Source organism: Amycolatopsis thermoflava N1165 (assembly GCF_000473265.1).
Classification (GTDB): Bacteria; Actinomycetota; Actinomycetes; order Mycobacteriales; family Pseudonocardiaceae; genus Amycolatopsis_E; species Amycolatopsis_E thermoflava.
In genome coordinates, this window is the sequence record NZ_KI421511.1 from 6,222,411 (window position 1) to 6,244,011 (window position 21,601).

Genomic DNA, 21,601 nt, shown 5'->3' on the forward strand with positions numbered 1-21,601 from the left:
CCACGTGCTTACTTCACGTCCGCGTCAGCGACGACGAACAGTTCCGAGTGGGGCTTTGCGTTGCCGAAATCGCCGTGCGGCCACGACTTCCGGTTGAAGTTGATGCCCACCTGGCCGGTGAACTCGTCGCGGAAGTTCTGGTCCACCGTGGCCTTGCCGTCCGGCGACAGCTTCACGATGTTGACCTTGTGGTCGCCGTCCAAACCGGACCGGGCGACGAAGTAGTTCGACACCGCGAGCCGGTCCGGCGAGGTGACCTCGTGGTAGAAGCCGTCCTCGCCCAGCTCGAAGTTGTCGTACGCGCCCCAGTGCGGGCCCGCCCCCGGCGTGCCCGGGTTGATCGGCGCCGCGCCGGCGAGCGTGGGCAGCACCCCGTTGTCCGCGCCGCTGCGCGCCTGCTCCTTGGTCTGGATGCCGGGACCGGCCCAGTCCGGCCCCTGCGCGAGCAGGTTCTCGATGTTCAGGACGTAGACGCCACCGGTGGTGCCGGGGTCGTCCGGCCCGAGGGTGCCCTTCTGCCGCCCCTGGATGGCGCGGTAGAGGAACCGGTCGTCCGGGCTGGTCTGGATCCAGCCGCCGTTCGAGCTGGCGCCGATGCTGTCGTTGTTGCCCAGCGCCCGGTTCGCCGCGCCGTCGTCCCACACCTGGTACCAGTGGGGCTCGGCCTTGGTGATGTCCGGCGTGTAGAACACCGCGCCGCCCTGCATGGTCTGGGCGAAGGCGCCCTTGTGGCCGGGCAGGTTGGTCACCGTGGTCTCCATGACCGCGCGGCTCTCCGCGTAGAGCGGGTCGTAGTCCCCGGCGCGCGGGCCGTCCGGCAGGTAGGACACGGCCTTGAGCTTCGGGTTGTTGCGGTCGGAGATGTCCCAGGTCCGGACCGTCGGGCGGCGCAGGTACGGCGACGGCTGCTTGACCGGGTCGAGGATGATGTTCCGCGGCTCCGCGTAGTCGCTGGTCACCAGCGTGTTCAGGTCCTCGCGGGCCTGGATGCCGTGCGGGTTGGCGCAGGTCGGCTGGCCCAGCGTCGGGAGGTTCTCGCACAGCTTCGCGTTGTCGCCCTGCGGCGTGGCCGCCGAGGTCTGCGACAGGACCTGCGCGTTCTGGTCGAACCGCACGACCTCACCGGGGCTGCCCGCGAACCCGTTGCTGATCACGGTCTGGCCGTTGGCGTAGGTGTACGGGCCGGGCGCGACCGGGCCACCCATGTAGGTGCCGTAGGCCGTTCCGTCCTTGAGCACCCAGTAGGCGTCCGGGACCGACCCGCCGAGGGTCTGCGTCGGCAGGCTGACGCCCTTGAGCTTGAGCTGCGGCAACGCGCTCACGTCGAACGCGTAGGTCGCGGCCGCGAACAACGCGCCGGCGTAGATCGTGTCGCCCTTGTGCCACACGTACTGCATGTGGTGCGGCTCGTTCTCGACCAGCGGGCCGACGGTGGCGGTGTTGACCACCTTGCCGTACGTCGGGGAGCCCTCGGTCGCGTCGATGACGGCCAGGAAGTCCGGCCCGGGCAGCGCGTTCTTCGCCTTGTTGAGACCGCCGCTGATGGTGCCGGGCAGGTTCTTGACGTCCTTGACGACGGTGTCCGCGATGTTCTCGTCGCCCGCCCACACGAGCAGCCATTCCTTGCGCTGCCCATTGTTTTCACTGCGAATTTTATTGACGTCCCCGCCGACCAGGTGGTTCTCCACCCAGTACTGCTTTCCGTCCGCACCGGTTTTCGAATCGGTGACCACCTGCACGTCGGCATAGGCGCTGCTCGTGCCCGTGTAGGTCACGGCGCCGGCGGCCAGTGCGACGGCCGCCGTGCCGGTCAGTATTTTTCGCCATGACGGCGATTTCAGGCGCATGCCTTCTCCATGTTCCGTTCCCTGAATCTGTGCCCGGGAATTGGGCGGAACGGAATGGTTCCGCGCGGCGCCGACGGGTGTCAAAGCAGTGTCAAAGGTTGGGAATAACCCACGCAAAAAGTTCCCCGTGTCACCCTGACGAGTGACACGGGGCGGGTGTCCAGTACGGACAGTCAGCCGAGCGCGTCCAGGTGCGCCCGGACCGGGGTGGAGAACGCCCAGCCCGACGAGGCGTCCCAGTTGACCGACCACGTCATCACGCCGCTGATGCCCGGCCACGCGGTCGCCGGCACGTAGGACCCGCAGCCGGTCCGCGTCGCCAGGCAGTCGAGCGCCGCGTTCACCACCGAGGGCGCCACGTAGCCGCTGCCCGCCGCCTGCGCGGTCGCGGGCAACCCGATCGCGACCTGGTCCGGCCGCAGCACCTGCAGCAGGTGGCAGGCCTGCGCGGTGATGAAGTCGACGCTGCCCTGCGACACCACCTGCCCGTCGCACCCGAGCATCGAGCCGGAGTTGTAGTACTGCGTGTGCACGACGGTGATCAGCGGTTTCACGCTCTCGATCAGCGTCAGGTACCGGCCGCCGGGCTGCACGTCGAGCGTTTGCGGCGCCATCGTGACCAGGAAGCCGTCGCCCATGCGGTCGTGCACCTGCGTCACCGCGCTCGCGGTGTTGGCCGCGTCGAAGGTGCCCTCCAGGTCGACGTCGATGCCCTGGATGCCGAACTCGGTCGCGACGCGGGTGAACGAGTCGACGAAAGCGCTCACCCGGTCCGCGCTGCTCAGGTCGATGTTGCCCCGCTCGCCGCCGATCGACAGCACGATCGACTTGCCCGCCGCCTTCTTGGCCGCGATGTCGGCCTTCAGGTCGGCGTCGGTGTAGCCGCCGAGCGCGTTCGACAGGTCCGGGTCCACGCCGAAGGTCACCGCGCCGGGCGTGGCGGGGTCGGCGTTGGCGAAGGCCAGCACGATGACGTCGTAGGCGTCCGGTACCTGCGACAGTTTCAGCGGCCGCGCCGAGTTCACGAAGTTCTGCCAGTAGCCGGTGAGCTGCTTGGACGGCAACGCGGCCTGCGCGGGCGTCCAGCCGAGCGCGACGAGGAGCCCGGCGAGCACGAGCACGATCAGTCGTTTCATGTGCGGGCCCTTTCTAGAACGGGGTGAGGGTGACGGTGCAGGACCGCGGGGCGGGATCCTCGATGTAGGAGGCGAACCCGCCGACGTCGTCGAACGCGAAGCCGTACGCCCGCCCGTCCGTGGTGGCGGTGTGCATGATCCGCGCGTAGTGGTTGGTCACTGCCGTGCGATAGAACGCGCCGGGGTCGGAGACCGGCTGGTTCGGGTTGTCCAGCAGGGTCGAGCGGTTCAAGGCAGCGCCGAGCAGCGCGGCGACCGGGCCGGTGAGCCCGTCGTTCGGCGCGGCCAGCGCGCCGTCGCAGAACAGGATGTCGCGTGTGGACGGTCGGCGGATCGGCGAGGCGGTGCGGCCGGAGCCGTCGCGGACGACGAGGTTGCCGTCGGACCCGACGCGCCCGGTGAAGACCGCGGATCCGGTGTCCAGCCGCAGGTCCGTGCCCGCGTACTTGGCCCACACCGCGTCGGTGTAGCTGTCGAAGTACGTGGCGGAGAACCGGCCGGCGTCCAGGCCGTGACCGGGCGCGATCACCCGCAGGTCGTCCACCACCAGGTTCGCGAAGTCCGGCTGCGCCCGGACCTGGTCGAAGATCTGCGCCCGGCCGCCCGCCTTGAGCGTGCCGGTGCTCTGCGACCCGGCGCCGGTGAGCTGGATCGACAGCGGCACGCTGAACTGGTCGACCATCGTGGTGTTGCAGTGCATGCCCAGGTCGTCGAGCGTGAACTCGACGAAGTCGTGCAGAACCGGGTAGTTCGGGTCGCCGGCCACCCACCCCGCGGGGTATTGCAGCGCGGGCCGTCCCGCGCCGTCGGTCACGGCCTTGAACTTGAGCTTCTGGCCCAGCGCGAAGTACAGGCGCCCGGACATCGGCGGCACGTTGATCGTGGTGGCACCGCTCGCGTTCAATGGGATCGCGTAGTCGGTGAAGCCATCGGAACCGTTGTCGGACAACGAAACTGGCGCGATCGACCCGTCCGCGCGGACCCGGAACTGGTTGCCCGCACTGTCGGTGCCGACCAGGTAGCACCAGATCGAGGTGTTCGCGAACTCGCCGTTGTTGTTGACGATCGTCAGGGGCAGCGCGGTGGCCGCGCTCGCCGGTCTGACGGAGAGCGCCACCGCTCCGGCGCTCGCGGCGAGGAGGAAGCTCCGGCGACTCAGCATCGGCAGACCCTTTCATCCGATCGGGTGGGTGGTCTATACCAATGTGAGTGGCGAGCGCGGTAACGGACAATAGGCTCATCAGGTGAAGTGCTGACAGCCGTTGTCCGGTCGCGGGACGGCCGGGAAGGGGTGGCTGCCCGATCAGGCAGGCTGGAGGGTGTCGGCCTCTTCGGTCGGCGGCGGCGTGATCGGATCGTCCGACGGGCGGCGGCCGTGCTGGGTGATCAGGACGACCGTGGCGCCCTGCTCGGCGCCTGCCGTGCCGATGGGCGCCTGCGCGACGACCACGCCCTCCTCGGGTGCGGGCATACCCTCGGGCCCGGCGGGGACCAGTCCGGCGCGGCGCACGATCGAGCACGCGTCGTCCGCGCCGAGGCCAACGACGTCGGGCACTTCGACTACCGGCCGGTGCCGCCGCATGCGACCAGTCTAGGCGCAGATCGACGACGTGCGCCGCGATCCGGAACCGGGTATACCGGGCATGTCGACAACGACCGAGGAGGACGCCATGGTGCATCCCGTGCCTCCCGGTCCCGAGCCCATCCCGCCCGGGCCGGGTCCCGATCCGGTGCCGCCGCCACCGCCCGAACCGCCGGTGCCGCCGACTCCGCCGGAGCCCCCGATGCCGCCGCCCGATCCGCCGCTGGGCATATCCTGATCGCGTGACGGTGACCGGCTGGCGACGAGCGGTGCTGCTGTGCCTGCTCGCGTTCGGCCTGGTCGGCATGCACCACATCGCCGGAGCGGATCACCCGGAGAGCACGGTCGTGACCGTGGTCGCCCACGCCGGGCAACCCGACGGCGACGACGGCCACGGCATGACGCACGACGTGCTGCACCTGTGCCTCGCCGTGCTGCTGGCCGGGGTGCTGCTCGGCCTGTGGACGCTGCTGCGTGCGGTACGCAACCCGCCGCTCGCCCGTCGCCCCGCCGGCCGTCCCCGCTCGCGGGCGCCGGACCGCCCCTCCGGTCGCGCGGTGCTCGCCGGCCTCTGCGTGCTGCGGCTGTGATCGGCGCTCGTCCGCCGAATTCGCAGTAGCAAACACACGAGAGGTTTCCCTTCCCATGCGCAAGACCATGTTCGTGGGCGGCTTCGTGCTGGCCGCCGCCCTGCTCGCCGGATGCGGTGCGGGCAGCCAGAGCCACGAATCCCACGGCACCACCACGACCGCGGCCGAGCAGCAGGCCGGTCACAACCAGGCCGACGTCGACTTCGCCCGGATGATGATCCCGCACCACGAAGGCGCGCTGGAGATGGCGGGGCTGGCGCCCGGCCGCAGCACCGACCAGCGCGTGCTCGACCTCGCCGCCCGCATCCAGCGGGCGCAGGACCCGGAGATCCAGCAGATGCGCGGCTGGCTCACCCAGTGGGGCGCGCCGGCCACGCCGATGGACCACTCGATGCCCGGCGAGATGGGCCACGACGACATGACGGCGCTCGAGCACGCCACCGGCGTGGAGTTCGACCGGCAGTTCCTGCGGATGATGATCGAGCACCACCAGGGCGCGATCGAGATGGCGCGGACGGAGCTGGCGGAGGGGTCGAACGCCGACGCGAAGGCACTGGCCCAGCGGATCATCGACAGCCAGCAGGCGGAGATCGCCGAGATGCAGGCGATGCTCGCCTGACCAGCGGGCGGCGGGGCGGGCGTCCGCCCCGCCGTCACGGCCGGAGCGCGCCGATCCGCAGGCACACGCCCGTCGTCAGGGCGAGGATGCCGACGAACAACAGGAACACGTTCGCGGCCACCGCGCCCAGCCCGATCAGGAGCGCGCCGAACGTCATCAGCGCGAGGCACCCCAGTCTGCGCAGCCGGCCGAGGTGGCGGAAGCGGCCTTCGCGCAGCGCTCTGGTCAGGTCGGGATCGCTGATCTCGAACCACCGCTCGATCGCCCTGAGCTGCTGTTGCTCGTTCCGGCTCAACATGGGCCGCCCCTGGGTCGCCGTCGACTGGTCTGCTCCGGCGGATACCCGGATCAGCGCAGGTCAATCCGGGTGGCGGCGGGTTCGACCGCTCGGGGTACGGCCCCTTCGCGTGTGGTGCGGCGCATCGCGGATCCCCTGGACCGGGTGGTTTTCCCGGTCCAGGCAACGGGTACGCGGCGACGGTGCCAGACCAAAACGTGAGCGTCGCGGATCCGGCGGTGGTCAAGCGGGCGGTCGGCGCGGCGGCGATCGGCAACATCACCGAGTGGTACGACTTCGGCGTCTACGGCTACCTCACCACGACGATCAGCAAGGTCTTCTTCACCGACCTGTCCGGTCCCGTCGCGACGATCGCCACGTTCGGGTTGTTCGCGGTGTCGTTCCTGATCCGGCCGTTCGGCGGGTTGTTCTTCGGGCCGCTGTCCGACCGCATCGGCCGCAAGCGCGTGCTGTCGCTGACCGTCGTGCTGATGGCGCTGGGCACGTTCGCGATCGGCGTGGTGCCCGGGTACGAGGCGATCGGCATCGCGGCGCCGCTGCTGGTGCTGTTCGCCCGGCTGGTCCAGGGCGTGTCGACGGGCGGCGAGTACGGCAGCGCCATGACGTTCATCGCCGAGTACGCGCCGGACCGCCGCCGCGGGTTCCTGGGCAGCTGGCTCGAGTTCGGCACCCTGACCGGGTACGCGTTCGGCGCGACGATCGCGACCGTGCTGACCGCGGTGCTCACCGAGGACCAGCTGCTGAGCTGGGGCTGGCGGATCCCGTTCCTGATCGCGCTGCCGATCGGCCTGGTCGGCCTCTACCTGCGGCTGCGGCTGGAGGAGACCCCGGCCTTCGCGAACTATGTGTCCGGCGAGGGGAAGCAGCGCGGATCGGCCGGGCAGGAGCTCCGCACGATCTTCAGCCGCTACTGGCCCGCGATGCTGCTGTGCGCCGGGCTGGTGCTCGCCTGGAACGTGACGAACTACATGCTCACCAGCTACCTGCCGACCTACCTGACCGACACGCTGCCCGGCCACGGCGAGGACGGGGTCGGGGAGACCGCGGCGCAGGTGCTGCAGATCGTGGTGCTCGTGCTGCTGATGGTCGTGGTCACGTTCCTCGGCAGGCTGTCGGACCGGTTCGGGCGGCGGCGGATCGTGATGGCGGGGTGCCTCGGGCTGGTCGTGCTGTCGTTGCCGGCGGTGCTGCTGCTCCGCGTCGGCGGTAACGTCGCGACGTTCGCCGGGCTGGCCGTGATGGGCCTGACGCTGGTGTGCTTCTCCAGCACGTTGCCCTCGACGCTGCCCGCGATGTTCCCGACGCACATCCGCGCCGGGGCGTTGTCGATCGCGTTCAACATCTCGGTGTCGCTGTTCGGCGGCACCACGTCGACCGTGATGGGAGCCCTGGTGGCCGGCACCGGCGACCTGAACTGGCCCGCGTACTACCTGATCGCGGCCGGGGTCGTCGGCGCGATCTGCATCTACCTGACGCGGGAGTCGGCGGGACGGCCGTTGCAGGGCTCCCCGGCGATCGTCAGCCCGGAGGAGCTGACCGGGTCACGCCGCTGAGGTGGCGAGCACGGGTTCGACGACCTGGCGGCGCGCCCGTTGCAACGCGAGCGTCGCCACACCGGTGGCGGCGAGGGTGACCACACCCGCGACCAGCAGGGCCTCGCCCGCGCCCAGCCGCTCGCACATCCAGCCGAGCAGCGGGGCGCCGGTCGCGCCCGCGGCCGCGGCGACCGCGCCGTCGATCGAGAGCACGCGGCCACGCATGTCCTCGGCCGAGTCGAGCTGCAGCCGGGTGCTCTTCGCGGTGTCGATGAGGACCGCGCCCGCCGCGATCGGCAGGATCACCGCGCCGAAACCGAGCATGCCGGGCAGGAAACCGCTGACGGTCTGCAGGAAGCTCGTCACCGCGGCGGCGCCGAGCAGGAGCGGGAGGGTGAGCTCGCGGACGCGGGCGGCGATGATCCCGCCGATCACCGTGCCGACGGCGAACACGGACGACAGCAGCCCGTAGCCCGCGGCGCCCGAGTTCAGCGGCCCTTCCGCCATGGCGGCCATGGTGACCTGGTAGTTGCGGCCGAGGCCGGACAGCACGAAGCCGAGCGTGAACAGGACGATCAGCACGTGGCTGCGGCGCACGTAGGCCAGCCCGGCGCGGACCCCGGCGCGGTCGGCCTTGGCGACGGCGAGCGGGTGTAGTTCGGCCGTGCGGATCACCAGGACGGTGACGATGACGGCGACGAAGCTGGCCGCGTTGAGCACGAACAGGAGCGCGTCCCCGACCGCGGCGGCGAGCACGCCGGCCAGGCTCATGCCGAGCACGCGGCCGGCGGAGTTGATGATGCTGCCGAGCGCGAGGGCGTTGCCGAGGTCGTGGCGGGGGACGACCTGGCCCGCGAAGCGGCCCAGCGCGGGGGATTCGAAGGCGCCGACCACGCCGGCGAGCGCGGTGAGGCCGTAGATGGTGGCCAGCGGCATGTCCTGCCAGACCATGAACGCCAGCAGCAGAGCGATGACCAGGTGGGTGGTCTGGCCGGCGAGGATGATCCGCCGCGGCGGGAACCGGTCGGCGATCGCGCCGGCCCAGGGGCCGATGAGCAGCGCCGGGAGGGTCGAGAGGAGGACCGACAGACCGACCGAGGTGGCCGAGCCGGTGCGAGCCATCACGACCCAGTTGAGGCCGAGTACCTGCATCCACGTGCCGGTCACCGAGACGAGGTCGGCGGTCGCCCACAGGCGGTAGTTGTGGTTTCCGAGCGCGCGGATCATCGGCGGCAGTTCTCGCCGCAAGGGTGTTTCCTTCCGAAAGAGCCGGGGTAGTCCCGAACGGGTCCCGGCGGTGGGACGTGCTTGAGGCCTGGGCCGGTCGGGGCCAGGGCCTGCTTTTCTGGGCACTCGCCCAGGCGCGTCACCACGCTACCGGCGGGTCAGCGAGCTGTCCTTGTGTCGATGGCGACAGCGGCCGCTGCTAACACTTCTCGGGTGTGGCGAGGGCCGCACGAGTCCGCTTCACAGCCGTTCCAGGGCGAACGCCGTCAGGAACCCGGCCGCCGTGATCAGGCCCGTCACCAGCTGCGCCTCCTCGAACGCCTCCGGCACCATCGTGTCCGCGATCATCGCCAGGATCGCGCCCGCCGCCACCGCCGTGATCACCGCGATCGTCTCCGGCGCCGCGTCGGCGAGGAGCAGGTTCCCCAGCAGCGCCGCGACGCCGCTGGCCAGCGCGATGCCACCCCACACACCGAACACGTACCGCGCGCTCCGGCCCGCCTGCTTCATGCCTGCCGCGCTCGACAAGCCCTCCGGCACGTTCGAGATGAACACCGCCGCCAGCACGGACACGCCGATCCCGCCACCGCCGAGCAGCGACAACCCCAGCACGACCGACTCGGGCACCCCGTCCAGCAGCGCCCCGACGGCGATCGCGCTGCCGCTGCCCTGCACCTCGTCCTCCGAGGGCTGGCGGTCGTGCGACCGCTTCCGGTGCCGTGCGCCGCGCCGGGCCAGCGCGACGTTCGCCAGCACGTACGCCACGGCCCCGCCGAGGAACCCGAGCGCTGTCGGGAGCAGGCCGCCGGTCCGCTCGGCCTCGTCCATCAGGTCGAAGGCCAGCGCCGAGATCAGCACACCCGCCCCGAAGGCCATGATCCAGGCGACCACCCGCGACGGCACGCGCGCGAACCACGCCACCGCGGCGCCGATCACCAGCGCCGCCCCGCCGACCAGGCCCCACACCCCGGCCTCGAGCCACTCCGGCATCCGCACCTCCCGCGTCGCGTTCGCCGATCATCGTCGCGCGGCGGGCGTGGTTCTGCTCGGTTCGGCGTTGAGGAAAGCGCTTACAGTTGCGGTGGGCGGACCGTCCTAACCGGACGAGGTCTCCCGGCCCGGCCGGCGTTCACGCAGCGCGTCGAGCTGTTTGCGCACGTCCTCGACGTCCCAGCGGTACTGGCCGCCGGGGGTGACGAGCGCCGGCCGGATCCAGCCGCGCTCGGCGTAACGGCTGATCGACCGCCGGGACAGGCCCAGCTCGGCGGCGAGTTCACCCGAGCCCACCGTACGTCGGCGTGCAGTCATGATCGTCACCGTATTGGGTGACCGGCCGGAGCCGCGCGGCCCATGGCCCGGTTGGCCCGCATAGCCTCCATGTCCTTGTCGGCCAAACGTTTCACTGGTTGGGGTAACGGGCCCTCCGGCCCGTCCGACTTCCGGGTCGGGAAGGGGCGACATGTCGAGATGGCGCCGGAGCGACACGGTGAGTCGCCGCGTGTTCCAGCGCGTGCGGTGTCCCCGGTGCGGACGGCGGCGGCGGGAAATGCGTGTGTTCGGCACGCCGCGGCACGACGCGTCCGGGAACCTCAAGCCGCGGTGGCAGGTCCGCCGTGAACTCGACGCACAGGCCGGCGCCTGGCGCCCCGAGCCGCGCTGTGACCGCTGCCGCTAGTTTTAGAGCAGGTGCTCTGTTACTGTCCGGTCATGCCCCGGCCACGCGTGCACGACCTCGACCGGCTGCTCGACACCGCCGAGCGACTGGTCGCGGAGGACGGCGCGGTGTCGGTGCGCAGCCTGGCGAGCGCCGCCGGCGTGTCGAATGGGGCGATCTACCACGCGTTCGGCTCGATCGCGGCGTTGCTCGGCCGGGTGTGGCTGCGGGCGGCGACGGACTTCCTGGACCTACAGGCCGAACTCGCCGATGCCGCCGCGTCGGCCGAGGACGCGGTGGTCGCCGCCGCCGACGCCCCGGCTGTGTTCGCCGAGCGCCGCCCGCACGCGGCCCGGATGCTGCTGACCGTCGACAAGGACCAGCTCCTCGGCCCCGGCCTGCCGACCGAACTCGCCGACGCCCTGTTCGCACTGGACAAGCGCGTGGTGGCGTTGCTGATCCGGCTGTCGCGGGCGATGTGGGACCGGCGGGACGCGGCTGCGGTCGAGGTCATGACGACGTGTGTGGTCGACCTGCCGACCGCGTTCTTCCGGCGTGGGCTGGACACCGGCGCCGACAACCGGGACCGGCTCGCCGCCGCCGTGCGGGCTGTTCTCGCTGTGCCACTTCGACCGAAGGGATGATCGTGCTGCATTTCGAAGACCCGGTGTACGTCCTCGACCTGGGCCCCGACGAGAACCGGTTCGCGCCGGACTGGTTGAAGAGCGTGCACACCGCGCTCGACACCGTCGTCGGGAGTTCGTCGGCGCTGGTCACGATCGGCACCGGCAAGTTCTACTCGAACGGCCTCGACCTCGACTGGCTCTCCGCGCACGGCGACCAGGCGCAGACCTACGTCGCCGACGTGCAGGACCTGCTGGCGCGCGTGCTGACGCTGCCGGTGCCCACGATCGCGGCGGTGAACGGCCACGCGTTCGGGGCTGGCGCGATGCTCGCGATGGCGCACGACTTCCGGATCATGCGCGCCGACCGGGGCTTCTTCTGCTTCCCGGAGGCCGACATCAACATCCCGTTCACCCCCGGTATGGCGGCGTTGATCCAGGCCAAGCTGACCCCGGCCGCGGCGATCGCGTCGATGACCACGGGAACCCGCTTCGGCGGCGCGGAGGCGCGGGAGCTCGGACTGGTCGACGACACCGCGAGCGAGGCCGAGCTGCGCGACCGGGCGGTGGCAAGGGTGCGCCCCCTGGCCGGCAAGGACCCCGGCACGCTGGGCGCGATCAAGGCGACGATGTTCGCGGGGGCGGTGTCCGCCCTGCGCGCCTGAGGTTTGCGACCGTCCCTTGAGGACGGCGGTTACCCGTGCTGAGGGGAGAGCACGTCCCGGTGCTTGCCGGTGGTGAGCCGCAGCCAGGCCTCGGACCAGCCACTGGAGACGGCGATCTCGTCGATGACGCCGGTGGGCAGGCACAACCGCCGAACCTCGCCCGCCGCGTCGTCGCCCCGCTCGCGAAGCCGTTCCAACTCGGCGATCAGTTGGTCGACGGATTCGTAGCGGGTCCAGGAGACGTCCTGCTCGCCCGTGCGCAGAAGCAGGAGCAAGTCGTCGATCAGGTCCTGGACCGCGCTCACCCGAGAGATTCTGACGCCGCGGCACCAGCGGCGGCAAGCACCCAACACTTCGCGCCGAGCACGGCACCGAGATCAACAGGTGAACCGCCACAACCCGGCTGACCAGGCGAAAGAGTGGGGCGCCTGGGGCTCGAACCCAGAACCTACGGATTAAAAGTCCGCAGCTCTACCAATTGAGCTAACGCCCCGTGAGCTCAGCTTAGCGACCATCACCCGCCCCTCCGGCCTGGGGTGGGTGCGCTTCCCGCCGCACGGGCGCTTCTAGTGTGGCCGGACGCGCGGGAAGAAGGGGTGCCTCGGGTGAAGTTGCTTACCGCTGTGGTGCGCCCGTTCGTCTTGGACGACGTTCGGCAGGCGCTCGAGCGGCTCGCGGTTCTCGGCATGACCGTGACCGAGGTGCAGGGCTACGGCAGGCAGAAGGGGCACCGCGAGGTCTACCGCGGCGCCGAGTACGAGGTCGACTTCGTGCGGAAGCTCCGCGTCGAAGTGCTGCTGGACGACGAAGTCGCGGAGCGGGCGCTCGAGGCGGTCGTCGGGGCGTGCCGGACCGGGCGGATCGGCGACGGCAAGGTTTGGGTGACCCCCGTGGACACCGTGGTGCGGGTCCGGACCGGCGAGCGCGGGTCCGACGCCATCTAGCGGCGAGCCGTCCGCCGCAGCCAGAGCAGGCCGATCACCGGCAGCACCAGCGGGATGAACAGGTAACCCTCGCCGTAACCGGACCACACCGTGGCGTCCGGGAAGGCCTCCTGGTCGAACACGCTCAGCGTCCCGACCACCAGCACGCCGAGCAGCTCGATCCCGATCGCCGCCACGGCAAGCCGGAACGAACCCTCGCCGCGACGGGCCAGTGCCACCGTCGCCACGATGTAGATCACCGCGGCCAGCGCGGACAGCGTGTAGGCCAGCGGCGCCTCGTGCCACTTCGTCGAGATCTGCACCGCCGCGCGGGACGTCGCGGCCAGCGCGAAGATCCCGTACACCGCGACCAGGATCCGGCCCGGCCCCGTCGCCGCGGTGCGCCGCGTCCCCCGCTCCGAAGGCTCAGCCATGCCCGGCACTCCAAATCTGGTGGATCCGCTCGACCATCACGGGGATCGCCAGGCACGCGACGCCCAGGATGACCGTGCTCGACCGGCTCCGCTCGGCCAGCGCCCACGCCGCCCCGACCGGCAGGATCACCAGCGACCCGACGAGGTAGGCCAGGTACGTGACCATGCTGCCGGGCCGGTCGCCGCCGATCAGCAGCACGACCCCGACGACCAGCTGCGCGACGAGCAGGACCTCGACCACCCCGAGCGCCACCAGCAGCGCACGCCCCGGCTCCCGGCCCCGCGCGGCGGCGACGAAGGCCCACACGGCGACCAGCGCCGCGCTCACCGCGACGGCCACGCCGAACCCAGTGATCACCGGTCCTCACCCAACCGTCGAACGCCATTACCGGTCGCAGCTTAGCCGCGTGGCGCCCGCCACCAGCCGACAGGAGCCGCCGCAGCGGAAAATCACCCACCGGTTTCCCGTCCACCCGGATGGCCGTACCGGGCCCGTGCCACGGACACGGCGGTGACCTGTGCAGAGGGGCCCGCGCCCCGGAAATACGCGGCAAACGGGTGGTGGAAAGTCAACGGGGCTCACTGTCCGTAAACCTGAAACCTTTGTCACGCCGCCGGTTCGGCGGTGCGACCGGCCGTCGCCCGCGAGGACCATGGCACGTGGGCAGGGCAGTGGTAGCGATCGAGGGGGATCGGGTGATCTTCCAGTTGAACTGGCGCGGAAACCCGGAACGGATATTCACGACGATCTTCGCCATGGCCACGGACCGGGTGCCGGGCCTGCGGCCGCCGGGCCGCTGCCCGCAGCGCGCCTGCCCGTGTCAGGCCAGCGCCTCCAGCGACTCCCGCAGCTTCCCTTCGACGGGCACCGGGCGCCTGGTTTCGCGGTTCACGAACACGTGCACGAAGTGACCCTCGGCGACCGGTTCGCCCCGGTCCGACCGGAAGATCCCGATCTCGTAGCGCACGCTGCTGCGGCCGAGGTGCGCGACCCGCAGGCCGATCGACAGCACCTCGGGGAACGCGACCGAGGCGTGGTAGTTGCAGTGCGACTCGACGCACAGCCCGATCACGCCGCCGTCGTGGATGTCGAGCCCGCCGCGCTCGATGAGGTAGGTGTTGATGACCGTGTCCATCAGGGCGTAGTGGACGACGTTGTTGACGTGCCCGTACACGTCGTTGTCCTTCCAGCGGGTGGGAACCTGCTGCCAGTGCGGGTACGAGGTCACGGCCGGGAGCTTAGGGCCTCTACTCTGGGATGATCGTTCACTCGTAGGGAATCTCAAGATCACTTGACCGGAGTAGCGCCGCGCTGGGAACCTCTTCCCATCGGGTACCAAGAGGGATGGACCGTCGCCGAGATCACGGTCCGCGTGCTGGTCGACGCCGGGATACGGCGTGCCTACACCGTGGCCGGGGACGCGTTCCTGGAACTGCTCGACGCGCTCCGGTTCGAGCCGCTGATGGCGTTGGTCACAGCGCGCCAGGACACCGGCGCCGCGTTCATGGCCGAGGCCGAGGGCAAGCTGCGGGAGGTCCCGGCGCTGCTGCTCGGCGGCCCCGGCCCGGGCATCGCGGACTTCCTGGTCGCCGTGCGCTCGGCCTACCAGGACGGTTCGCCGATGGTCGTGCTGGTCGAGGAGCGCGCGAGCGTCCGGCTGGCCGGTCCCGGCATCCAGGACGGCCTCGCCGAGCTGGACCCGCTGACGTTGTTCGGCCCGTTCGCGAAGTGGACCGGCCGCGCCGAGACGGCCGCGCAGGTGCCGGTGCTCGCCGCGCAGGCGGCCCGCGCCGCGCGCGACGGGCGCAAGGGGCCGGCGATCCTGGCGGTGCCCGCCGACTTCTGGGTCGCGCCGTTCGACGGCGCCATCCCGGAGCCGGAACAGCGCCCGGACGACACCGGCGCGGTGCTGCGGTCCGCGCACGAGGTCGCCGCCCTGCTGGCCGACTCGCGCTACCCGGTGGTGATCGCCGGCGGCATCGGGCGCAGCGCCCGCAAGGACCTGATCGCCGCCGCCGAGCAGCTCGGCCTGGCCGTCTACACCGCGTTCCGCCGCCAGGACAGCTTCCCGGAGAACCACGCGCGCTACGCGGGCCACCTCGGGGTCGGCATCCCACCGGGGCAGCTGGACGCGCTGGAGCGGGCCGACGTGGTGCTGGCCATCGGCACCCGCCTGGACGAGGTGACCACGCAGAACAACCGGTACCCGCTGCCCGCGCAGACGCTTGTGGTGATCGGCCCCGGCCTGCCCGCCACGCACCGGCGCGGCCTGACCTTCCGCATCGATTGCGAGGTCGGCCCCTTCCTGCGGCAGCTGGTCGCGGTCGGCGTCGCCAGGTCGCGGCGCAGCTCGGCGGCCAACGCGGCCACGCATACCCACATGACCCCGCCGCGCACCAGCCCGGACCACCCGCTGGTGCACCCGGCCGACGTGGTGCGGGTGCTGCGCAAGGTGGCGCCCGAGGACACTGTGGTGGCCGCGGACTCGGACAAGACCGCCCGGTTCGTGCACCGGTACTGGTGCTTCACCGAGCCGCACACCCAGATCGAGCCGCCGGACGGGGTGCGGGGCTACGCCGTGCCGGCGGCGCTCGGCGCGAAGCTGGCCGCCCCGAAGCGCACGGTGGTCGCGGTGATTTCGGACGCAGCGGCGATGATGACCGGGCAGGAGCTGGAGACCGCGGTGCGGTACCGCGCGCCGATCCTCGTCGTGGTGTTCCAGAACGGCCTGTACGCCGACGTCGCCATGCACCAGGCGGCCAAGCACGGCCGACTGAACGGGGTGTCGCTCACCGCGGTGGACTTCGCGGCCTGGGCCCGCTCGTTCGGCGCGGCGGGCTACACGATCGAATCGCCCGAGCAGCTGGAGCCGACCATGCGGCGGGCGCTGCAGCACCAGCGGCCGAGCGTGATCGACGTGCGGACCGATCCGGACGTGATCGATCCGGACACCCGGCTGTCCGCGCTGTTCCAGCGGCCGCGCAAGAGCTAGCGTTCGCGACGGATCTGTGATCTACTGGTGTCGGTCTTCGAAGATTTTGTGTTCGTGTTCAGGCACGCTCGCAAGATTTGGCGGGCGTAGTGGTTCCCCACTCGGGGAGGCAAACCGATCCGTCATTGACCCGGCGCACCGGAGCGGTGTGCCGTTTTGTTTGCAGTATATGGAGATTTTTTCATGGCTCAGGGCACCGTGAAGTGGTTCAACTCCGAGAAGGGGTTCGGCTTCATCACTCCCGACGATGGCGGCGGCGACGTCTTCGTCCACTACTCGGAGATCCAGGGCCGCGGCTTCCGCACCCTGGAGGAGAACCAGCGGGTTGAGTTCGAGATCGGCCAGGGCCAGAAGGGCCCGCAGGCGACCGGGGTCAACGTCCTCTGATTCGACTTCGAACGGCAGCCCCCACCTCTTCGTGAGGCGGGGGCTGCCTTCGTTTTCCGGCCCTTCGAAGCGGTGTGCGCAATCCCGGCGACCTCGGTCCGGAAGATCGCGCCGTCCGGTACCTTCATGCGGGTGTGGTTCGAGGGCGAGGGGTGGAACCGATGACTGCTACCGCGACGCGGCCTGCCGTGCCCGGTGGCCCCGGCGGTGCAGTGCCGGAACCCGCCGCGCCCCCGAACGCCCCGCGCGGTGGCCTGGCCGGCCTGTTCGAGCTGCCCGGCGCCGCGGTACGCGGGATCGCGCACTCGGCCCGCACCACGCCGGGCCGTCTGACGGTGATCGCGGTCGGGCTCGTCGTGCTGGCGCTGGTCACCGGCGTGGTCGCGACGATCACGCTGCAGGAGCGCAAGAACACGATCAACGACCTCATCGACCACCGCGAGCCGCTGGCCGCGGCGTCGCAGGAGGTGTACCGCTCGCTGTCGGACGCCGACGCGACCGCGGCGAGCGCGTTCCTGGCGATCGGCGTCGAACCGCCGTCGCTGCGCCAGCGGTACGACACCGCGATCGCGCGCGCCGGCGTCGCACTGGCCAAGGCCGCGTCCGACTCGGCCGGCGTGCCCGAGGCGGCGGCGCAGGTGGAGATCCTGACCCGCCAGCTGCCCGTCTACACCGGCCTGGTGGAGACCGCCCGCGCGAACAAGCGGCAGGGCTTCCCGGTCGGCTCGTCCTACCTGCTCGAGGCCTCGAGCCTGATGCGCACCACGATCCTGCCCGCCGCGCAGGACCTGTACCGCATCGACACCGACCGGCTGGCCGAGGAACAGGACGACGCGAGCAGCTTCCCGTGGGTCACCACGTTCCTCGTGCTCGCCCTGCTCGCGGCGCTGATCACGACCCAGGTCTACCTGACCCGCAAGACCAACCGCGTGCTGAACGTCGGGCTCGTCGTGGCCACCGCCGCGACGGTGCTCGCGCTGCTCTGGGGCGGGGTCGCGGTGACGGTGCAGAGCGTGCTGGTCAGCAGCGGTGACGAGGACGGCAGCCACCAGGTCGACGTGCTCGTCCGCGCCCGCATCGCGGCGCTGCAGGCCAGGGCGAACGAGATGCTGACCCTGGTCGCGCGCGGGGACGGCGGATCGTACGAACAGGTCTTCAACACGCTCGCGCCGCAGGTCACCGGCCTGCTGAACGAGGCGCGCGGGTTCGCCACCGGCGACATGGCCCGCGAGGTGCAGGGCGCGGCGGACAGCGCCGAGCGGTGGCTGAACACGCACCAGGAGATCCGCGCCAAGGACGTCGACGGCGCCTATTCGGACGCCGTGAAGCTCGCGGTCGACTCGTCGGTGCAGGGCGGCGCGGCCACCACGTTCGCGAACCTCGACGACGCGCTGGTCGCCGCGATCGGGCACGGCAGGCAGGCGTTCCTCGACGACACGCGCGGCGGTGACCGTGCGCTGACGCTGCTCGCGCCCGGCTTCGCGGTGCTCGCGGTGGTCGCCGCGGCCGGCGCCACGATGGGGATCAGGGACAGGCTGAGGGAGTACCGCTGATGGCTCGGGGGAAGGTGGCCGCACTCGTGGCGGCCGTCGCGCTGCTGGCCGCCGGTTGCGGCAGCGCCGGGACGCCGGCCGACCCGGCGCCGGTCGGTGACGTGCAGGCGCCGCTGCCCGCCGGGGTCGGCGGCGGGGACACGGGCAGCGGCAGCGGCGCGGACAACAACTGCGATACGCGCAGCCTCTCGCCGAACGGCTCGATCCCGTCCGGGTCCACGATGGACAAGATCCGCGACCGCGGCCGCCTGATCGCCGGGGTCGACCAGACCAACTTCCTGTTCGGTTTCCTCAACCCCTCCAGCGGCAACCTGGAGGGCTTCGACATCGAGATCGTCAAGCAGATCGCGGCGTCGATCTTCGGCCGGTGGGAGGGGCACATCCAGTGGGTGGCCATCCCGTCGTCGGCCCGTGAGGACGTGCTGAAGGACCACCAGGTCGACATCGTCGTCCGGACCTACAGCATCACCTGCACGCGGATGAAGGACGTCGCGTTCTCCGCGCCTTACTACCAGGCCGGGCAGGCGGTGCTGGCGGCGAAGAACTCCGGCATCCGCGGCCTGCAGGACCTCGGCGGCAAGCGGGTGTGCGCGGCGAAGAACTCGACCTCGCTGTCGACGATCAGCAGCGCGCCGTCGCGCCCGGTGCCGGTGTCGGTGAACAACTGGTCGGACTGCCTGGTGCTGATCCAGCAGGGCCAGGTCGACGCCATCTCCACCGACGACGTGATCCTCGCGGGCATGGCGCGGCAGGACCCCAACCTGGAGGTCGTCGGCGAGCCGTTCACGCGGGAGTTCTACGGCGTCGGCATCCCGCTGGGCCAGGACGACATGGTCCGGTTCGTCAACGCCGTGCTGGAGAACGTCCGCAACGGCAGCGCCTGGCAGAACACGTACAAGTACTGGATCGAGCCGGCGCTCGGACCGGGTTCGCCGCCGTCCGTGTCCTACCGCTGAGGGGGTGTCCACAGTGTCCGAAGAGGAGCGTCGCCCGCGCCACGCGCGGCAGGACGACCGGCCGATCACCGGTTCCCTCGCCGACGAGCCCGGCACCGGGTGGAACAGGCCTGCCGACGAGCTGAGCGGCGCCCGGCCGACGCCGATCGGCGAACCGGTGCCCTCGGCCGCCGAGACGCAGATCATCGAGCCGGTCCGCCCGCCCGCGGAACCCGTGCAGCCGGACGACGTGCAGCTCACCAGCGTGCTCGCCTCCCCGGCGCCGATGACCGAGATGATCCGGCCGCCCGCGCCGCCGCCGGAGCCGAGCGGTCCGGCAGTGCTGCCGGACCCGGGCACCGACAGCGTGCTGCCCGAGCGGTCCAGCGGTCACACGGGCTCGGGCAGCCAGCCCGGCACCGGGCCGGGCACGGGAGCGGGCACCGGCACGGGCGCGTTCCCGGGCACCTCGCGGCGCACCGGGCGGCGGACCCGGCGCGGTCGTCTCGGCGCCGGCCTGGTCGAGGTTCCGCCGGTGCCCTACCGCGACCCGGCGTCGGCGGTCCTCACGAACCCGGTGGTGTCGGAGGAGAAGCGGTACTGCGGCAACTGTTCCGCGAAGGTCGGCCGCGGCTCGGCCGGCCCGGAGGGCGTGTGCGAGAAGTGCGGCACCGCCTACTCGTTCCTGCCCACGCTGCAGCCGGGTGACCTGGTCGGCGGGCAGTACGAGGTGCTCGGCGCGATCGCCTACGGCGGGCTCGGCTGGATCTACCTCGCCAAGGACCGCAACGTAAACGACCGCTGGGTCGTCCTCAAAGGACTGATCGACACCGGCGACCCGACGGCCGTCGCGGCGGCGGTGAACGAGACCCGGTTCCTGGCCGAGGTCGAGCACCCGAACATCGTCAAGATCTACAACTTCGTCCAGCACCCGGACGCGCGCACCGGGCACGCCATCGGCTACATCGTGATGGAGTACATCGGCGGCCAGTCGCTGCGCCAGCTCGCGCTCGCGCACCAGCGCGCCGCCGGGCGGCCGGAGCCGTTGCCGATCGCGCAGGTCATCGCGTACGGGCTGGAGATCCTGCCCGCGCTGGGGTACCTGCACAGCCAGGGGCTGCTGTACTGCGACCTCAAGCCGGACAACGTGATCCAGACGCACGAGCAGCTGAAGCTGATCGACATGGGCGCGGTGCGGCGGATCGACGACTACACCAGCCCGCTGTTCTTCACCACCGGCTACAGCGCGCCGGAGCTGACCACCCACGGCGCGTCGATCGCGTCGGACCTCTACACCGTCGGCCGCACGCTGGCCGTGCTGAGCTTCGAGTTCAACGGCTACACCACGAAGTACAAGGCCGGGCTGCCGACGCCGGACGAGATCCCGCTGTTCAAGCTGTTCGGCTCGTACTACCGGTTCCTCAAGCGCGCCACACATCCGGACCCGGACCGCCGGTTCCTGTCGGCGGAGGAGATGGCCGACCAGCTCGCCGGTGTGCTGCGCGAGATCATCTCGATGGGCACCGGGAAACCGCGGCCCGCGGTGTCCACTGTGTTCGGTCCGGAGACCAACACGTTCGGCGTGGACCTGGTGGTGCCGGAGGCGGGCTGGACGGTGCCGCTGCCGGACGCCGTCGAGGTGGTGTCCGGCCTGCCGATCCCGCAGGTCGACACCGACGACCCGGCCGCCGGTGTACTGGCGACGACGACGGCCGTCGACCCGCGGGCCGCGATCGACGCGCTGGCCGGTGCCCCGCCGGACTCGATCGAGGTGCGGCTGCGGATCGTCCGCGCGCGCATCGAGCTGGGCGAGCTGGCCGAGGCGAACCGCCAGCTGCAGGCGGCGCAGTACCTGGCCATCCGGGCCGGGTACCCGCACGACTGGCGGATCGACTGGCACCGGGGGCTGATCGAGCTTGCCGGCGGGCGGCCGCGGGTGGCGAACGTGGCGTTCGAGACCGTGTACGACGACCTGCCCGGCGAGATCGCGCCGAAGCTCGCGCTGGCGGTCAGCGCGGAGGGCATCGGCGACTACTTCACCGCGGCGCGGTTGTACGAGCAGGTGTGGCGCACCGACCGGGCGTACGTGAGCGCGGCGTTCGGGCTGGCGCGGGTGTATCTGGCGCAGGGCGCGCGGGCGGGCGCGATCGAGGTGCTGGAGTCGGTGCCCTCGGCGTCGACGCACTACGTGGCGGCGCAGGTGGCGGCCATCAAGATCAAGACCAGGGCGAGCGGACCGAACACCTCGGTCATCGAGGCTGATCTGGTGGACGCAGGCGTGAAACTGGAGCAGTTGCGCCTGGACGCCGAGCGGCGGACGCGCATCTCGGCGGAGGTGCTGGAGGCGGCGTTCACATACGTGCAGGGCGCGCCGCCGGGATACCGGACGAGCGCGAAGGTGCTGGGCTGCGATCTGTCCGAACGGGACATCCGATTCGGACTGGAACGCTGCTACCGCACCCTGGCGCGACTGGCCCACACGACGGGCGAGCGGATCGAACTGGTCGACCGGGCCAACTCGGTGCGCCCGCGCACACTCACCTGACCCGCGCCCGCCGGCACACCGCCATCCGGGGCGCCAGACACGTCGCCGGGAGCAG

23 protein-coding genes and 1 tRNA gene are annotated in these 21,601 nt (G+C 71.1%); 11 read left to right on the top strand and 13 right to left on the bottom strand.

The annotated features are described in order from the left end of the window. Nucleotides 1-8 precede the first annotated feature (8 nt). The 4 genes from AMYTH_RS0130695 to AMYTH_RS45995 form a co-directional block, all read right to left on the bottom strand. Complete coding sequence (locus AMYTH_RS0130695) at nt 9-1,847, bottom strand: hypothetical protein (protein ID WP_051079470.1); 1,839 nt, start codon at nt 1,845-1,847, stop codon at nt 9-11. 173 nt (nt 1,848-2,020) lie between these two features. Then, nucleotides 2,021-2,983 (bottom strand): chitinase, encoded by a 963-nt coding sequence (locus tag AMYTH_RS0130700; RefSeq protein ID WP_027933459.1) that lies wholly within the window; start codon nt 2,981-2,983, stop codon nt 2,021-2,023. A gap of 13 nt (nt 2,984-2,996) precedes the next feature. Further along, the gene (locus AMYTH_RS0130705) at nt 2,997-4,145 is read right to left on the bottom strand and encodes a beta-1,3-glucanase family protein (RefSeq protein ID WP_027933460.1); all 1,149 of its coding nucleotides are present in this window, start codon (nt 4,143-4,145) and stop codon (nt 2,997-2,999) included. 141 nt (nt 4,146-4,286) lie between these two features. Further along, nucleotides 4,287-4,565 (bottom strand): PASTA domain-containing protein, encoded by a 279-nt coding sequence (locus tag AMYTH_RS45995; RefSeq protein WP_228685023.1) that lies wholly within the window; start codon nt 4,563-4,565, stop codon nt 4,287-4,289. A gap of 242 nt (nt 4,566-4,807) precedes the next feature. Here AMYTH_RS45995 and AMYTH_RS0130715 point away from each other — a divergent pair, with 242 nt between their 5' ends. Beyond that, nucleotides 4,808-5,155 carry a hypothetical protein gene (locus tag AMYTH_RS0130715; RefSeq protein ID WP_027933461.1) on the top strand — a complete coding sequence of 116 codons (348 nt, stop codon included), beginning with the start codon at nt 4,808-4,810 and terminating at the stop codon, nt 5,153-5,155. A gap of 55 nt (nt 5,156-5,210) precedes the next feature. Next, the gene (locus AMYTH_RS0130720) at nt 5,211-5,774 is read left to right on the top strand and encodes a DUF305 domain-containing protein (protein WP_027933462.1); all 564 of its coding nucleotides are present in this window, start codon (nt 5,211-5,213) and stop codon (nt 5,772-5,774) included. Nucleotides 5,775-5,808: 34 nt separating this feature from the next. Here AMYTH_RS0130720 and AMYTH_RS0130725 read toward each other — a convergent pair whose 3' ends face one another. Beyond that, the gene (locus tag AMYTH_RS0130725; protein WP_027933463.1) at nt 5,809-6,072 is read right to left on the bottom strand and encodes a DUF3040 domain-containing protein; all 264 of its coding nucleotides are present in this window, start codon (nt 6,070-6,072) and stop codon (nt 5,809-5,811) included. Nucleotides 6,073-6,269: 197 nt separating this feature from the next. Here AMYTH_RS0130725 and AMYTH_RS46000 point away from each other — a divergent pair, with 197 nt between their 5' ends. Beyond that, the gene (locus tag AMYTH_RS46000; RefSeq protein WP_051362864.1) at nt 6,270-7,625 is read left to right on the top strand and encodes an MFS transporter; all 1,356 of its coding nucleotides are present in this window, start codon (nt 6,270-6,272) and stop codon (nt 7,623-7,625) included. Here the strand turns inward: AMYTH_RS46000 and AMYTH_RS0130735 are convergent. The 3 genes from AMYTH_RS0130735 to AMYTH_RS0130745 form a co-directional block, all read right to left on the bottom strand. Then, the gene (locus AMYTH_RS0130735) at nt 7,614-8,855 is read right to left on the bottom strand and encodes an MFS transporter (protein WP_410468322.1); all 1,242 of its coding nucleotides are present in this window, start codon (nt 8,853-8,855) and stop codon (nt 7,614-7,616) included. The two genes, AMYTH_RS46000 and AMYTH_RS0130735, sit on opposite strands and share 12 nt — an antisense overlap. A gap of 219 nt (nt 8,856-9,074) precedes the next feature. Beyond that, nucleotides 9,075-9,824 carry a ZIP family metal transporter gene (locus AMYTH_RS0130740; RefSeq protein WP_027933465.1) on the bottom strand — a complete coding sequence of 250 codons (750 nt, stop codon included), beginning with the start codon at nt 9,822-9,824 and terminating at the stop codon, nt 9,075-9,077. A 105-nt stretch (nt 9,825-9,929) separates the two neighbouring features. Next, nucleotides 9,930-10,142, bottom strand: coding sequence for a MerR family transcriptional regulator (locus tag AMYTH_RS0130745; protein ID WP_378363305.1), 213 nt, complete (start codon nt 10,140-10,142; stop codon nt 9,930-9,932). 399 nt (nt 10,143-10,541) lie between these two features. On the opposite strand from AMYTH_RS0130745, the gene AMYTH_RS0130755 reads away from it, so the two are divergent. Next, nucleotides 10,542-11,132, top strand: coding sequence for a TetR/AcrR family transcriptional regulator (locus AMYTH_RS0130755; protein WP_027933467.1), 591 nt, complete (start codon nt 10,542-10,544; stop codon nt 11,130-11,132). Continuing rightward, on the top strand, nt 11,129-11,776 hold the full coding sequence (locus AMYTH_RS0130760) for an enoyl-CoA hydratase-related protein (RefSeq protein ID WP_027933468.1): 648 nt from the start codon (nt 11,129-11,131) through the stop codon (nt 11,774-11,776). The genes AMYTH_RS0130755 and AMYTH_RS0130760 overlap by 4 nt, the downstream gene beginning before the upstream one ends. Before the next feature lie 29 nt (nt 11,777-11,805). On the opposite strand, the gene AMYTH_RS0130765 is transcribed toward AMYTH_RS0130760, so the two are convergent. Continuing rightward, complete coding sequence (locus AMYTH_RS0130765) at nt 11,806-12,081, bottom strand: hypothetical protein (protein ID WP_027933469.1); 276 nt, start codon at nt 12,079-12,081, stop codon at nt 11,806-11,808. Between the two features lie 115 nt (nt 12,082-12,196). Continuing rightward, nucleotides 12,197-12,269 (bottom strand) — tRNA-Lys (locus tag AMYTH_RS0130770). A gap of 112 nt (nt 12,270-12,381) precedes the next feature. On the opposite strand from AMYTH_RS0130770, the gene AMYTH_RS0130775 reads away from it, so the two are divergent. After that, on the top strand, nt 12,382-12,720 hold the full coding sequence (locus AMYTH_RS0130775) for a P-II family nitrogen regulator (protein ID WP_027933470.1): 339 nt from the start codon (nt 12,382-12,384) through the stop codon (nt 12,718-12,720). Here AMYTH_RS0130775 and AMYTH_RS0130780 read toward each other — a convergent pair. The 3 genes from AMYTH_RS0130780 to AMYTH_RS0130790 all read right to left on the bottom strand — a co-directional run bounded on the left by AMYTH_RS0130780 (nt 12,717) and on the right by AMYTH_RS0130790 (nt 14,362). Further along, nucleotides 12,717-13,133, bottom strand: coding sequence for a hypothetical protein (locus AMYTH_RS0130780; protein ID WP_037324132.1), 417 nt, complete (start codon nt 13,131-13,133; stop codon nt 12,717-12,719). The two genes, AMYTH_RS0130775 and AMYTH_RS0130780, sit on opposite strands and share 4 nt — an antisense overlap. Then, a complete protein-coding gene (locus AMYTH_RS0130785) occupies nt 13,126-13,491 on the bottom strand; it encodes a hypothetical protein (protein WP_017985578.1) in 366 nt (121 codons plus the stop codon). Before AMYTH_RS0130785 ends, AMYTH_RS0130780 begins: the two co-directional genes overlap by 8 nt. A 463-nt stretch (nt 13,492-13,954) precedes the next feature. Continuing rightward, the gene (locus AMYTH_RS0130790; protein WP_027933472.1) at nt 13,955-14,362 is read right to left on the bottom strand and encodes an acyl-CoA thioesterase; all 408 of its coding nucleotides are present in this window, start codon (nt 14,360-14,362) and stop codon (nt 13,955-13,957) included. 99 nt (nt 14,363-14,461) lie between these two features. Here AMYTH_RS0130790 and AMYTH_RS0130795 point away from each other — a divergent pair, with 99 nt between their 5' ends. From AMYTH_RS0130795 to AMYTH_RS0130815, 5 genes are all read left to right on the top strand, one after another. Then, a complete protein-coding gene (locus tag AMYTH_RS0130795; protein ID WP_435119600.1) occupies nt 14,462-16,126 on the top strand; it encodes a thiamine pyrophosphate-binding protein in 1,665 nt (554 codons plus the stop codon). 183 nt (nt 16,127-16,309) lie between these two features. Next, complete coding sequence (locus AMYTH_RS0130800; protein ID WP_017985575.1) at nt 16,310-16,513, top strand: cold-shock protein; 204 nt, start codon at nt 16,310-16,312, stop codon at nt 16,511-16,513. 161 nt (nt 16,514-16,674) lie between these two features. After that, the gene (locus AMYTH_RS0130805) at nt 16,675-18,066 is read left to right on the top strand and encodes a hypothetical protein (RefSeq protein WP_027933474.1); all 1,392 of its coding nucleotides are present in this window, start codon (nt 16,675-16,677) and stop codon (nt 18,064-18,066) included. Next, nucleotides 18,066-19,022: a glutamate ABC transporter substrate-binding protein gene (locus tag AMYTH_RS0130810; RefSeq protein ID WP_027933475.1), complete on the top strand. Its 957-nt coding sequence runs from the start codon at nt 18,066-18,068 to the stop codon at nt 19,020-19,022. Before AMYTH_RS0130805 ends, AMYTH_RS0130810 begins: the two co-directional genes overlap by 1 nt. A gap of 13 nt (nt 19,023-19,035) precedes the next feature. After that, the gene (locus AMYTH_RS0130815; RefSeq protein WP_027933476.1) at nt 19,036-21,546 is read left to right on the top strand and encodes a serine/threonine-protein kinase; all 2,511 of its coding nucleotides are present in this window, start codon (nt 19,036-19,038) and stop codon (nt 21,544-21,546) included. The last annotated feature ends 55 nt before the right edge of the window (nt 21,547-21,601 follow it).